The organism is Meridianimarinicoccus aquatilis (assembly GCF_004358675.1).
Classification (GTDB): Bacteria; Pseudomonadota; Alphaproteobacteria; order Rhodobacterales; family Rhodobacteraceae; genus Meridianimarinicoccus; species Meridianimarinicoccus aquatilis.
Map to the genome: position 1 here is coordinate 19,671 of NZ_SMZO01000040.1, position 13,832 is coordinate 33,502.

At 57.8% G+C, this 13,832-nt stretch carries 14 protein-coding genes; 5 read left to right on the forward strand and 9 right to left on the reverse strand.

All coding sequences use genetic code 11. The annotated features are described in order from the left end of the window. Positions 1-104: 104 nt before the first annotated feature. A complete protein-coding gene (locus E2L05_RS14920; RefSeq protein ID WP_133343694.1) occupies positions 105-656 on the reverse strand; it encodes a recombinase family protein in 552 nt (183 codons plus the stop codon). Positions 657-781: 125 nt separating this feature from the next. Between E2L05_RS14920 and E2L05_RS14925 the strand changes: the two genes are divergently transcribed. Then, the gene (locus E2L05_RS14925; RefSeq protein WP_133343695.1) at positions 782-3,679 is read left to right on the forward strand and encodes a Tn3 family transposase; all 2,898 of its coding nucleotides are present in this window, start codon (positions 782-784) and stop codon (positions 3,677-3,679) included. Positions 3,680-3,786: 107 nt separating this feature from the next. Here E2L05_RS14925 and E2L05_RS14930 read toward each other — a convergent pair whose 3' ends face one another. The 5 genes from E2L05_RS14930 to E2L05_RS14950 all read right to left on the reverse strand — a co-directional run bounded on the left by E2L05_RS14930 (position 3,787) and on the right by E2L05_RS14950 (position 8,020). After that, positions 3,787-4,599, reverse strand: coding sequence for a class I SAM-dependent methyltransferase (locus tag E2L05_RS14930; RefSeq protein ID WP_133343696.1), 813 nt, complete (start codon positions 4,597-4,599; stop codon positions 3,787-3,789). Between the two features lie 165 nt (positions 4,600-4,764). Next, positions 4,765-5,118 carry a hypothetical protein gene (locus tag E2L05_RS20835; protein WP_165971782.1) on the reverse strand — a complete coding sequence of 118 codons (354 nt, stop codon included), beginning with the start codon at positions 5,116-5,118 and terminating at the stop codon, positions 4,765-4,767. A 486-nt stretch (positions 5,119-5,604) separates the two neighbouring features. After that, a complete protein-coding gene (locus E2L05_RS14940) occupies positions 5,605-6,489 on the reverse strand; it encodes an ArdC family protein (protein WP_133343698.1) in 885 nt (294 codons plus the stop codon). Between the two features lie 429 nt (positions 6,490-6,918). Next, a complete protein-coding gene (locus E2L05_RS14945) occupies positions 6,919-7,686 on the reverse strand; it encodes an ImmA/IrrE family metallo-endopeptidase (protein WP_037275352.1) in 768 nt (255 codons plus the stop codon). A gap of 10 nt (positions 7,687-7,696) precedes the next feature. Further along, positions 7,697-8,020, reverse strand: coding sequence for a helix-turn-helix domain-containing protein (locus E2L05_RS14950; RefSeq protein ID WP_037275354.1), 324 nt, complete (start codon positions 8,018-8,020; stop codon positions 7,697-7,699). Positions 8,021-8,127: 107 nt separating this feature from the next. Between E2L05_RS14950 and E2L05_RS14955 the strand changes: the two genes are divergently transcribed. Together E2L05_RS14955 and E2L05_RS14960 are read left to right on the forward strand one after the other, a co-directional pair. Next, on the forward strand, positions 8,128-8,391 hold the full coding sequence (locus E2L05_RS14955) for a DUF3892 domain-containing protein (protein WP_037275364.1): 264 nt from the start codon (positions 8,128-8,130) through the stop codon (positions 8,389-8,391). Positions 8,392-8,493: 102 nt separating this feature from the next. Then, positions 8,494-8,781, forward strand: a complete 288-nt coding sequence (locus E2L05_RS14960) for a DUF3892 domain-containing protein (RefSeq protein ID WP_037275356.1) — start codon at positions 8,494-8,496, stop codon at positions 8,779-8,781. Positions 8,782-8,813: 32 nt separating this feature from the next. On the opposite strand, the gene E2L05_RS14965 is transcribed toward E2L05_RS14960, so the two are convergent. Then, positions 8,814-9,206 carry a hypothetical protein gene (locus E2L05_RS14965; protein ID WP_037275358.1) on the reverse strand — a complete coding sequence of 131 codons (393 nt, stop codon included), beginning with the start codon at positions 9,204-9,206 and terminating at the stop codon, positions 8,814-8,816. 26 nt (positions 9,207-9,232) lie between these two features. Further along, the gene (gene mobQ / locus E2L05_RS14970; protein ID WP_133343699.1) at positions 9,233-10,516 is read right to left on the reverse strand and encodes a MobQ family relaxase; all 1,284 of its coding nucleotides are present in this window, start codon (positions 10,514-10,516) and stop codon (positions 9,233-9,235) included. Positions 10,517-10,752: 236 nt separating this feature from the next. Between mobQ and E2L05_RS14975 the strand changes: the two genes are divergently transcribed. Then, positions 10,753-11,040, forward strand: a complete 288-nt coding sequence (locus E2L05_RS14975) for a hypothetical protein (RefSeq protein WP_037275332.1) — start codon at positions 10,753-10,755, stop codon at positions 11,038-11,040. Then, positions 11,037-12,881: a type IV secretory system conjugative DNA transfer family protein gene (locus tag E2L05_RS20980; protein ID WP_208016263.1), complete on the forward strand. Its 1,845-nt coding sequence runs from the start codon at positions 11,037-11,039 to the stop codon at positions 12,879-12,881. Before E2L05_RS14975 ends, E2L05_RS20980 begins: the two co-directional genes overlap by 4 nt. Before the next feature lie 185 nt (positions 12,882-13,066). On the opposite strand, the gene E2L05_RS14985 is transcribed toward E2L05_RS20980, so the two are convergent. Then, positions 13,067-13,777 carry an IS6 family transposase gene (locus E2L05_RS14985; RefSeq protein ID WP_133343683.1) on the reverse strand — a complete coding sequence of 237 codons (711 nt, stop codon included), beginning with the start codon at positions 13,775-13,777 and terminating at the stop codon, positions 13,067-13,069. Between the last annotated feature and the right edge of the window lie 55 nt (positions 13,778-13,832).

Below are 13,832 nucleotides of genomic sequence, written 5' to 3' on the forward strand. Positions count from 1 at the left end.
CTACTGTCAGCTCGTCTACCCTGAATATGCCCCCCATCTTGGGGTCGAGTCCGGCTGAGTGCAGAATAGGGCGTTAAGCCCGGATTGGGCTTCTGCAGCCGAGCTCAGGCGGCGTTTTCGGTGAGATAGCGATAGATGGTGGCCTTAGAGAGGCTGTATTCAGCCATGAGGTCTTTGATCAGCTTACCTTGAGCGCGTTTTTCGCGGAGCTCTGCGATCTGTTCATGGGTTAGCGCAGGCCGTTTGCCGAACTGAACGCCGCGATCTTTTGCCTTTTTGATTCCGTCCATTTGCCGCTCGGCCCGGATCTCAGTCTCGAATTGGCCGATAGCACCCAGCATGTTGAACAACAGACGACCAGTTGCATCGGATGTGTCGATGTTTTGGTCGAGGACAACAAGATCCACGCCTTTCTCGCGCAGCATCTCAGCGACCTGGCATAGATGCAATGTGGATCGGGCCAATCGGTCGATGCGAGTTACAATCAGCTGGTCGCCTTCACGGACATAATTCAGACATTGCTTGAGCTGAGGGCGGGCATCGGTGGTGCCGCTGCGCTTTTCCTCGAACAGTTTGTCACAGTCGCTCAGTTTTTCACGCTGCACGTCCAGAGATTGTCCGACTGAGCTGACGCGGGCATATCCGACTTTGGCCATTGGGTCTCATATAAATTAAAGGTTCATGCGACAGCCATATTGAGACATTGAAAAAGACATGGCAAGCCTGATGTCTCAATATGTATACTTTCAAAGACTACACCTCCTAACGAAAGAACAATCTGATGGCACACCGAGCGGTTCTGACCGCGCGACAACGCGCTGCACTTTTTGATCTCCCTACAGACGAGATGGCGTTGCTGCGGCATTACACTCTGGATGATGAGGACATTGAACATATACGCACACGGCGGCGGCCAGAGAACCAGATCGGCTTTGCGCTGCAACTCTGCGCTTTCCGATATCCGGGACGCTTGCTGAAAGCTGGCGAAGTCATACCGGAACCTGTGTCCCGGTTCATAGCCGCTCAAATTGGACTGAAATCCGATGACCTGCTGCAATATGCCGCCCGTGAGAAGACACGACGAGAACATCTCGGCTCACTGCGTAAGATGTACGGTTACAAGATGTTTGCAGGTAAACATGCCAAGATAATGCAGAGGTGGTTGGACCAGCAAGCCGAGGCGGCTCAATCAAGTGAGGGTTTGGTTCGCGGGTTTGTGGAGGAATGCCGCGGACGACAGATTGTCCTGCCCGGCCTGTCGGTCATAGAACGATACTGTGCGGATGCATTGGTTGCGGCCGAACAACGGATCGAGGCTCGCATTGCGGCACGTCTCGACCCCGAAATGAAAGCCAAACTTAACGGTTTGCTCAATGAAGACGCTGATAACCGGATCAGCCGCTTCATCTGGTTGCGACAATTCGAGGTGGGCAAGAACTCTGCCAATATCAACCGCCAGCTCGACCGACTGGAATTTCTACAACGTATTGGGTTGTCACCAGCAGTCCTGGACGACATTCCCGCACATCGGGTCGCACACCTTCGCCGCCAGGGCGAACGTTACTTCACGGATGGATTGCGCTACATCACCAGTGATCGACGACTGGCCATCCTTGCCGCCTGCGTCGTAGAATGGGCAGCCGCCATCGCAGATACCGTTGTCGAAACACATGACCGGATCGTTGGCTCAATCTGGCGGGAGGCAAAGAGGGTTTGCGATACCCGTGTTACCGCGGCGCAATCGGAGATCGCGGCGACCCTGGCCGGGTTTGAGACTTTGGGCACGACATTGTTGATCGCCAAGGGAGATGAGATGGCTGTCGCCGGTGCCGTGGATGCATCTTGTGGCTGGGATGCTCTGGAAAACCTCGTTGCAACAGCAGGGTCACTCAGTAAGACCGTCAAGGCGGATGCACTGGCTTATGTCGAGCAGGGGTATCATCGGTTCAAGCTCTATGCCCCCCGAATGCTGGCAACATTGGACATCACAGGGGCCAGTGTGGCTCAGCCTTTGCTTGCGGCGGCCGATGTGATCCGCGACAAGCAAGATATTCCAAGCCGCTCTGCGCCATTTCTTCAGCCCCGATCAAAATGGCGAGGGCATCTCCGCGACCCCGAAACAAACCGGGACCGTCTCTGGGTTGTCGCGGTGCTGTTCCATCTGCGTGAGGCCTTCAGATCTGGTGATGTCTGGCTTGCTCATTCTCGCCGCTACAGCGACCTGAAACAGGCTCTGGTTCCGGTCGAGGCCGCGCAGACTATGGGATTGTCGATGCCATTGGAGCCGGAAGTCTGGCTTGTAGATCGAAAACAACGGCTGGAAGACGGGCTGCACAGGCTTGCCAAGGCAGTCAGGAACGGCGCCCTCCCAAGTGGGATCATCGAGGATGGGCGATTGCGCGTCGAACGCCTTGAAGCTGACGTTCCCGCTGAAGCCGACAACCTCATACTCGATCTTTATCGCCGTCTGCCAGAAGCGCGGATCACAGACATTCTCATGGACGTAGCCAATGAGACAGGGTTCACCGACGCATTTGCACATCTGCGCACTGGAGCACCATGTAAAGACAGGCTTGGATTGTTGAACGTCGTTCTGGCTGAAGGTCTGAATCTGGGTCTGAGCAAAATGGCCGGGGCAAGCAGTACCCATAATTTTACGCAATTGGCCCGTCTCTCAAACTGGCACGTGGAAAGTGAGGCCATCAATCGGGCACTGGCTATGGTGATCGAGGCGCAGGCGTGGTTGCCAATGGCAAAATACTGGGGTGCCGGTGAAACCGCTTCCAGTGACGGTCAGTTCTTTCGCACCACACGCCAGGGCGAGGCGATGAATCTGATCAATGCGAAGTACGGCCATGAGCCCGGCCTGAAAGCCTATACCCATGTATCAGATCAATATGGCCCCTTCGCCACACAGGTAATCCCAGCTACAGTGAACGAGGCACCGTACATTCTGGACGGTCTGCTGATGAACCCGAGCGGCAAACGGATCAAAGAACAATACGCAGATACGGGCGGCTTCACAGACCTCGTCTTTGCGGCCACCTCGTTGCTCGGCTACCGGTTCATCCCGCGCATTAAGGACTTACCTTCAAAGCGGCTGCATGTCTTTGATCGTCATGGGGTCCCGAACCAACTAAAAGGTCTGGTTGGTGACCGCGTTCGCGAAAACACGATTATCGCCAACTGGCCGGATGTGTTGCGCTGCATCGCGACGATGCTCTCCGGGAGAATGCAACCTAGCCAGCTTCTGAAGAAACTGGCAGCACGGCCACGGCAACATGATCTGGCCATTGCCCTTCGCGAAATCGGACGTATCGAGCGGACGCTGTTTATCATTGATTGGCTACTCGATACCGATATGCAGCGCCGCGCACAGATTGGCCTCAACAAAGGGGAAGCACATCATGCCCTGAAGAACGCACTGCGGATCGGTCGCCAAGGCGAAATCCGCGACCGTACAACTGAGGGCCAGCATTTCCGCATCGCAGGGCTGAACCTGCTCACCGCCATCATCATCTATTGGAATACCAAGCAACTCGGTTTTGCGGTCGCCGCGCGACAAAAGGCTGGGCTGGATACACCCGCATATCTTCTCTCACATATCTCGCCCCTCGGATGGGCACATATTATCCTCACGGGTGAATATCGGTGGAGGCAGATGGCGGAAAACCCATGAAACCTCACGCGCCGACAACACCGGTCATTCATCCAGCATGCGGCGAATGCTTGGTGAGAGCCCATTTTGTCGGATGCTGCGCAGCGCCCGAATGGCAGCTATGTAGCCTATGCGCTCATCGCCTTTTGAGCCACGAGGCAATAACTCATCGGGATTTGAGCCGCACGCCCGTCGTAGATGTCATATTCCGGCTCTCGGATGGTGTGCGCAAATTCTTTGAGTTCTTCGATGCCAAGCCCTGACCGCGCGCAGGCGGTGACGATTTCGCCGAGCGGGTGAATGAACCAGTAACCTTTCTCGCCTTTGCCATGGTCTCTGCCGTCATAGGTGATCGCTTCCGTCACCTCCTGCGGGCGCCGCTCGAAATAGCTGAAGGCGGGTTCGAAGGGTGTGGCGCTCGCCGGATCGAAAACCTCGAGAAACGGATGAGTTTCGTAGATCACCAACCGCCCGCCCGGTGCAAGAAGTCCGGAGGTGATGCGGAAAAACTCGGGTAAATCTGGCATCCAGTTGAGGACGCCGATGGTGATAAGAGCGAGGTCGAATTGGCCGATGCCAGAAGGCAAGTCGTAGACATCTGCCTCAAGCAGTTGGATATCGAGGCCGGCTGCATCTGCGAGCTGCTTTGCCTGAGCAAGAAAGCCGCTTGCCTGGTCGATACCCATTTCGGGTCGGATACCTAGCGAGGCAAGGGAAATCAGCTCACGGGCATTGTTGCAGCCGATCTGCACGGCGGACTTCCCCTTGAGGCCAAGCCCTCCCAGTATGGAAGTCAGAAATGGGTCGAGCACCGAAAAGCCGGGTTGGGCCGCATGTGCAAGAAGCTGCTCCCATTGATCTCCTTCTCCGTGCAAAGGCGCCGAAGCGTTCCATGCTGCCCGGTTCGCCGCGGTGATCTCCTTTCGAGTGATTTCTGACATCGAGCGCACCGTTGGTTAAGGCGTTGATCTTGCGATAGTAGACCTTCAAGGGGTAGCGTTGAAAGGCAACTTTGTCCGCATCTTACCAGTTCATGCGTCGTGCAGCGAAGAGCCGCTATTCCGCTTTTCGGAGGGGAGAAAATTCCTTACCGCCCTATTCTGCACTCAGCCGGAGTCGACCCCATCTTCTGACCTGATGCCCCAAAGCCGTGCGAAATGTGGATCGAGCGTCTTTACCATGTAGAGCTTGGCACCCTCATCGTTGGTAATGCTTCGAATGTCCAAAGCGCCAATGGGAAGAGTGGAAAACCCGAATTGCTGGCGAAGACGGCGATCAAGGGCCACAGCAAACCGCGCGGAGTTTTCGGGGCGGACATGAAGCGTCCAATGTGTATGCGGCTTTCCCGAGGAATTCTCGTGGACGTGACTGTAAGTTGGAGTCCCATTGGCAGGCAGATTGGGTTTTCCGTTACGGATAGTGCCTCGATTTGACCAAGGTTGAAACCATCGTGCTTTCAAGAAGCGAAAATCCTTTTCAATTGTTTCGGCGGTGCTGCCGAGTTGCCAAAATCGGATTGTGACTAATGTATTGAACGGTCGCCCGTGGGTTCGTGCCGTCCTCGGGCCATGCAATATGGTGGTTCCTGCTTTTCGTCCAATTTGCCCCATCAGTTGTCCCTTATATTGTGGGTGTCAGGCGCACATATACGATTGATTGTGCACGCGCCTCTGTCACATGATATAATCACATGCAGAATATGAAAAGCTTTGTTCACTAATCGTTCTTCTTCGACACTAGCGCGGCGTCTAGCACTTTAGGTCAATAGGATTTCCGCTTTCGGGCATTTCATGCCCATCAGCGCGAAGCGCCGGGCCTGTCGGCGGGTGGCCTTCAGGTTGCCCGCCGACAGGTCACCCTGAAACCGCCACCACCTGGATCACACCAGAACGCAAAAGGCCCCCGCCTGCTGACGGGGGCCTCGATCATCGCGACGGTGCGTGCTGTTACTCGGCGGCCATCCGGTCGGCCTGCGCGGTGCGGGCCATGATATAATCAACAGCCTTCTGCGCCTCGGACGCGGCGCGGAAGATCGCGCGGTTGTCTTCCTTCATCGCCTCAAGCCATCCTTCGACATAGGCCGCGCTCTGGTCGAATTCAGGCTCCACCCCGATCTGCGCGCAAAGCATGCAATTTCCGATTTCCGCGACCAACTCCTCAAACGCATAGGCCTTGCGATCATTGAACCGGCCCAAACGGTCCAGCCGCTTTGTCGCGCCTGTCCAGTGGGTCAGCTCATGCGCCAAGGTGCCGTAATATCCTGCGGCCCTGTGAAAGGTTGCGATCAGCGGCATGTGGATGCGGTCCGTCTTGATATTGTAATAGGCGCGCGGCTTCTCGGTCACGTCGATCTGCGCACCGGTCGCGGCAAAAAATGCCTCCAGCTCGGGGTCGGCCACGGTGCCAAGGTCTCGGGGCGGATCGGGCAGGATGTAGAATTCAGCGGGTAAGCCCTCGATCTGATCGGCATTGAACACGCGGTAGGCCTTGGCATAGGGGATCTGGCGTTCCTCGCCGTTCTCGTCCTCGCGCTCGACGGTGCCGTATTTCACGACCGTGGCGGATTTCTCGCCCTTGCGGACATGGCCCCCCAGTTGCTTGGCCTGATTGAACGTCATCCAGCGGGCTGAACTGTAGTCCTTGGCCATCGCCGTGGCCCAAAGCATCAGGATGTTAATGCCCCGATAGGCTTCGCCGTTGAACCGTTCCGGCAAGCTAACCGATGCCCCGCTGCCGGTCCAAGGCTTGCGCCAGGGCGGCGTTCCCGTCTCGATCTGCGCGATGATCTGATTGGTGACATGGGTGTAAACGTCAAACTTTTCTGCGGTCATTTGTGACCCTCCTTTGAGTGACGCGGTCCGGGCCTCTTCCCCTTTCCGCCAATGGGCGGGCCTTCCTGTTCTGTTGTTTGGAATGCCCATGCATTCCGAAGGGCAGAGCAGGTAAGGGCAAAGCCCGTCCTGCGGCCTGGCGGGGCCGTGACAACCGGGTGGAGGGCGTGAATTTGGGAGGGAACCGCGCGCCTGCGCGTGGGAGGAACCGGAATTCTCGACCGGAACCGACGCCCTCGGGCGGCGCTTGCCGGTTTTCTCGGACCTGCCAGGATGGCAGGCGGATCAATAAGATTTGGAAACTGTCAGGGATGGGGTGAGCGGGCGTCAGCCCGTCGATCCCCTGCCCTGTCTATCGCTCAAAGCGAGACCGGCACACTGCCGGGATCACACAATTTCTAGGGCTGTTTATCATTGGGGTTCATCAACTTATCCAACAAACTCAATGCATGTGTACTGATACCCCCGCCCGGAATAATCGAAGTACTGGCTCTCCTTCGCGCTTCGAAACTCATTCCAAGCAAAGCCGGAATCCTGCGGCAATGTGCAGGATTCACCATTGAGGTGGGCTGTAAGAGCGTGGGAGGCTTTGGGTAGTTCATCTCCAAAGCAAAACGCTGATATGTACGGAGCTGATTTGCTTTTGCTGCCCCAAACAACCATTCCATCGCGCGACACGATAAATGCAACGGGCTTGCTGGACAGCCCGACAAACCGCAAAGCACTCGCCTGGAGTGAGCACTCGAAACGGTTTCCTATCTCGCATAGAGAATCCGTATTCCAGCCAATCCCGCTAAACTCATCTCTGAGAAGGTTGGCAGGCATAAGTAGCCACGACGCAAACACGTTGGCCTCGGTTTCTATCTTATCCCTGAAATCGTTCAGGGTATCATCGCTGTCTTCGAAACGATCCCGCAAGCCCCGATGGCACATGAAGTGTCCCAACTCATGGGCATATGTGAACCGTTGACGCCGCTTGTTCTCGATTTCCGAGTTCAGCAAAATCGTCCACTTGTCGGTGTTCTTTGTTTTAACAAGACACCCTTCGAAGGAGTCATAGCTGCCTATCTTGGTTTTCAGTTCGCCACCAAAATCGCTGTTCTGAAGTGCGCCATCAATGAGCTTTGAAATATCCAGTGGGTAAGTGTTTGGGCCGTGGCCCTGCCAGAGCCTTGTAAGACGGTTGGCCTCTTTCATCGGAGGGCTGCTAATCTTCGTCGTCAAAACCTGAAACTATCCTCTCAATCGTGCGCTTGTCATTCTCAGACAGCTTATGGAATTTTCTAAAAAAGGCATCCTCGATTTGTCGGTCAGAAGGCTCGTCTTGCGTATCGTCCAGGAAGAACTCTGGCGAGGCCCCAAAATGATTTGCGATCTTTAGCAGCAACTCAGCGGACGGCTTGGCATTCTTCTTGTTTTCGAGCTGCCAGACATACGCCTTTGATGACCCTAGGACCGTCGCCAGCTCCTCCTGCGTCATGTTCTTGGATGTTCGGATTTTTCTGAGCTTTTCGCCAAATTTTTCTGACATGCAAGATTCTCTCTGTTCGCGGGTTGACAGAAGTATAGCGATCACTATATCTGACCTCAAGTGTAGCACTAGCTATACTTATGTAAACCAAAATGGAGAACGAAAAGATGGCTGACAGAAAAGTTACCGCGTCGGGAAAAGACAAGGACGGCGACATCACCAAGCTTTGCAAATCAGGCGAGGCATGGTCCCCACGGATGAAGGCTGACGCGATCCGCGATATCGAAAACGGCACGCATACCTACTACGTCCAGCAGGCTGGCACGTCTCGTGTCGACATCACCGTGGTGAACGGAACGACCGGCAAATACCTTCGTTCGACCGCCGATAAGTCGTCGAGCAACAACTTGGACAATCTCCCTGATTGCTAAGCCTATGACCCTACAACATCAGGGCTCGCAGATAGCATCTACCTCTGCGGGTCCGTTTCAACCTGGCATCCTTGAATGTCATAAAAAGAAGGATATTACCTCATGCCACAGGATCATCAGATCACCTGCATTATCCCAGACGGCGCGGACTCTGACCGGCGTATTGACAGCATCGGCGGAGCCACTGGTTCAAAGAGTGGTGGTCCTTGGTGCATTAAGCTCGATGTTGCCATCAAAGGTATCGAAGACGGCACTTGGCGCTTCTGGACCAGCGTAAATGGCAACTCGGTCTGGGTCATCATCGCTACGCGGAATGGAAAGAAATACCTGAAAACCGAAGCGGATGGTGCCGAACCGAATAACCTCCTTAGTCTGCCGCGCTGCAAATAGGCCTTGGGGTGCGCAACACCCAAGTGCCTAGCCTATCTCAACCCTAACCGGCTCAGGACACCACGCCTGCTTTCCTGGCCCTCCAAAAGCCGTTTCTCGAATTCGACATTCGACGGCAGGCTTACCAGGGTCAGACGCCACAACGTCTTGTCGTGCGGCCAGCTCGGCGGACGCCAGTCCTGACGTTCCACCCCGACTATCTCCATGCAGTCTGGAAAGTGCAGCCACGGAACCTGCTCGCCACTGGGAGAGTTGCCAACCTGCTCCTGTGGGGCATCGAGGAACGTGAACCCATCTGCCTCCGTCCCGTCCAAAAAGAGGAACCGTGCGGTTTCTTCCTCGCTCGGGCAAAGCCCGCTCACGGCAACCCAGTCACCGCAGGTCGGGGCCTTCACGGCGTCCAGAACAACGCGCCATTTCTTCATCTTGGCCACCTCTCTGCAAACGTCTTTCACCGTTCTCTGTCTCTGTCGCGATCGCGGCCCTGCCCGCGCTCGGACGCATTATCACGCCCGCGCCCGAGAATGTCATCCCGCCGCCCCTGGTCACGACCCTCGCCGTCGCGAGCGGCAATGTCCCGTTCTACCGCCGCTGCATCCCGCTCCTGTCCGATATCGCGCACACGCCCAAGGATGGCGTCCCGACGATCTCGGTCTGGATCGTCAGGCGCAACCCTCTCCCGCCCGACATCCGGTGCTTGAACCTCGGGTCGATCAACATCGCGCCCCAATACCGCCGCCCGACGCGCATCCATGTCGCCCCGATCGGCACCAGTCTGCGGCCTCTCAACCTCGCCCATAACCCTCTCCTTGATCCGTGACATCGCCGCCTCGGCGCGGCCCCAAAGCTGATCCAGCCGCTCGCGCGCGGTGGCAATGAAGGCGCGCCCCCGCTCCATCAGCTCAAGCCGCAATTCCAACTGCCGCCAGCCCAGCTCCTGGCGCTGTGCATTGCGCGCCTGAGCCGCGCGGAAAGCCTCGCCGCGCTCTGTGACGATCCCGCGCTTTTCCTGAGCATTGGCCGATGGGCCGATTTTTGGCTCGGGCTCGCGACTGAGCTCAACCACTTTTTTCTCGTGTTCCAGTGCAAGCTCTTCCTGCCCGCCCCCGCGCGCCCGCTCGACCTGTTGCTCGGCCTCGACGCGCTGAACATCAAGGGACCGGTGGTCGATCCGCTCCGACCGCCCTGCCTGCTCAAGAGCTGTGTTCGCATCCCGCGCCCAGGCTTCGCGCCAGCCCATCAGCAGGTCCGGCGCATTCCAGCTGCGATCCTTCTTCCCGAACCCCTCGCCGGTCAGCTCGCGCATGGTCAGCATGACGTGTGCATGGGGCTGACCTTGGCCATCACGGGCCTTGCCCTCGTGAACGGCTACATCCGCGATCATACCGCGATCGACAAACTCGCGCTGGACGAACCCGCGCAACAACTCCAACCTCTCGCCCCGATCGAGCTCACGCGGCAGCGCCACTTCGATCTCACGGGCAAGTTGGGCATCGCGCCGTTTTTCAACCGCCTCTACCGCATTCCAAAGCTGGTCGCGATCGCGCATCCAGTCGGGCGCATTCTCGGGGGCCATGATCTCGGAATGCACGACCCCGCCTTTGCGAGAATAGTCATGCTCCAACCCTTGCCGGTCATCCCGCAGCCGCCCAGCCGTCCGGTAGGCGGCGGCTGCGACCGATGACCGGCCCCCTGCCCGGCTGATCACTTTCGCACTGAGGTGATAGATAGCCACGGATCGAGCGCCTCTCTTCAAAACAGGGTCCAGCGCCTGGTTGCGCTGGTCGGGAGCGCGAGGGTGAAACCCTCGTTCAGGTGGCATCGCCGCCTTGGGGGGAAGCCGTCCGGCGCGGGGGTTTACCCCCATGAGGACGCGCACGTTGTCGAAGACAATGTATAAGCGCGCATTTAAATCTTTTCAACCTATCAATCCGCCACTACATTCGCCCCAATTATGCCCGAGGTTGCCCCATGTCCCAAAGCCGCCATCCTGACGCCCGGATCAAAGAACTGGCCGCCAAGAAAGCCCAGCTCGACGCCCAGATTGCAGCGCTCGATTCCCGGCGGCGTCTCTCTCAGAAAAAAGACGAAGACCGCATCAAATGGCTTCTGGGCACTTTGGTCTTCGACCGTTTGAGCGCCGAACCTGCTCTTCAGAGCATCGTGCGGCGCGACCTGCCAGACCGCCTCACCCAGCGGGATCGCGACCGGGGGCTCTGGCAGATTCTGTTTCCTGACGCGCAAGAGGACCGGTCATGAGTTTTGTTCTGGAAGCCCGCCACTGGGTGATCATGATCGGTGCTGTGATCCTGGCCGCCGTCGCCCTGATCCTCGCTCCGCAAGCGGTCGCGATCTACCCGGTGACCACCTATGCCTTCCCAATCATCGCCGTGGCCACCATCCTCGATACCCTCGGGACCACCGCTGAGCGCCACAGGACACCCCTGAAGCTCCTCGCATGGGTCTGCCTGTGCGTGGCCGCCCTCACTGCCCTGACACCCCTCAGAGGGCCGCTCAGCGACATACTGGCGACTGTCCAGGCATGGACGGGCGCTGGCTGGCCCCTCCCCCGTGCCATTTGGGAAGGACTCAAGGGGCTGGCGCGGTATTCTGATCCGCAGAAACAGGCCATGGCGATCTCCTTCGCGCTCGGGGCCTTCGGATTGGCTGTCGCTGTCAGCACCCCGCTGGTGGCGATCTTCAATCCGCGCATTGGCCGCAACCGCAAATCGCGCACTGGCCCGTGGCAAGCGGGATGGATGGACCCGCGCGACATTGCCCAGCTTGTGCGCAACAAGGCCGGCTTGCCCCTCGCCCTGCACAAGGGCAAGCTCCTGCGCTACGTCAAAAACGATGCGAAGGGATGGCGCGGCGGGCATCACCTCGTTGTCTCCGGCACACGCGGCGGCAAGGGCGTCAGCGCCGTGATCCCGGCGATCCTCGACCACCAGGGGCCGGTCGTCGTCCTGGACATCAAGGGCGAAAATTTCGCCGTCACGCGCCGCCACCGCGAAGAGCTCGGGCGTAAGGTGGCCGTCCTCAACCCTTTCGGCCTCGTCGAGGATGGACAGGATCAGTTCAACCCGCTCGACTACATCCGGCCCCACGAGCTGGCGCGCGACGTGGCCCTGGTTGCGGACGGCTTGGTCAAACCGGAACAAGGCGACGGGGCACATTTTTCGGAAATGGCCCGCCAGCTGGTCGCGGCGGCGATCGAAGTGATCGTGACCCAGGAAGAACCCAACCGGCGCAATCTGATCGCCGTCGCCGATCTGCTTCTGTCAGCAAACCTCGACGGCACGCTTGAGGCCTGGGCCGAAAACGCCGACCTTGTCGGCCACCGCCCTGCCCAGACTGCCGCCACGATCCTGCGCGCAGGTGACAGAGAACGAGGGTCGATTCAAACAGCGGTCTCGAAAGCTTTTGAGTGGATGCAGTCCGACAACATGCGCCACTTCCTGGCCGGGTCCAGCTTCCGCATGGATGATCTTCTCGATGATCGGGTCGATCTCTTCATCGCGGTGCCGCTCGACCAGGTGGACAAGCAAGCGATCTTCATGCGCCTGTTCATCAACCTTGTCCTGGGCACGGTCGTACGTCAGGACGGGCGGCGCAAGGTCAAGGCTCCGATCCTGTTGGTTCTCGACGAATTCGTGCGGATGGGCCGCATGGAGCAGATCATGAACATCGCCAACGTCGCCGCAGGGGCCGGTGTCGAAGCCCTCTTCGTCACCCAGGACACGGGTCAGGTCGAAAAGGCCTATGGGCCAAACGATGCCCGCTCGATCTTCGGCTCCTGTATCACCAAGCGCGTCTTCAACCTCAACGACATCGAAACTGCCGAATGGGCTGCCCGCCACCTCGGGGAAAGCACTGTCTATTCTCAGCAAATTCGAGAGGGCAAGGCCCCGAACGAGGGCCGGGACTTTTCCTACTCGGAGCAGCGACAGAAGCTCATGACGGCTGAGCAGATCACGGGCATGAAGGCGGATGATCTGCTGCTGTTGGTAGGCAACCGGAACCCGCTCAAGGCGAAGCAAAATGTGTATTTCAAGAGCAAGGCCTACCGTGGAAGATTCGATCAAAACCCCTTGAACTGAGGCACGTTTCGCTGCTTTTCGGGCGCATTCTTAGTTGCGAGCACTTCTCCATGTGTTCAGGTTCGGAAAGCTACTGCTGAAATGAGGGGAAATTTTGTAGTGTTAAATATGTGTTATATAATGTGTTACGCTGGGACTGTTGCGTTAATTTGCGCGTGTTGAGCTTTCCCTGATGGCACAGGTGGTTACGTGGCGGTTTTGAAGAGGCTGGCGATGAATTCAATCTCGCCTCTGACGCCGGGTTGTTTGTGGTGGATATGGCCGCGTTTGATGGTCCGAATCGTTTCGACTCCGCTGAGGGTCGCTTTGGCGGATCGGAGCGAGCGGAAACTCTGGCGATAGCCAAGGAGCCGTTTCATTGCGGCGTGGTCGCTCTCGATCAGGTTGTTTCGCCATTTCCGGTCAATGTGACGGATGCTGTCGAAGTGCGGGTCATATCGGTGGTTGATCTCGCGGATGACGCGCCGGTAGGCGTGTGCCTTGTCGGTGCAGATTGTTACCGGCCGGTGGAGCCGCACGCGCTCGATCGCCTTGCAAAGAAAGGCTTTCGCGGCCTTCGCATCGCGTCTTGCGGTCAGCCGAAAGTCAACCATCTGCCCGTTGGCATCGATCGCGCGCCAGAGGTAGCGCCACTTGCCGCCGACGCGGATATACGTTTCGTCCACATGCCAATCAACGCTGCCGCGGCGCAGATGCCGTTCGGTGCGCCGCGTCAGCTCCGGGCCAAACTTCTGGACCCAGCGATACACGGTCGACCGATCGACGTTGACGCCGCGCTCCGCCAGAAGATCCACAACATCTTGGTAGGACAGCGGGAAGCGCAGATACCAGCGTACGGCGCACAGGATGATCTCACGTGGAAAACGATGGTGCTTGAACGGTGATTTATGCGGCATCGAGAACCTCCAAAGCCACATCGTCGCTACGAAACGAAGCTAATGCAACAGTCCC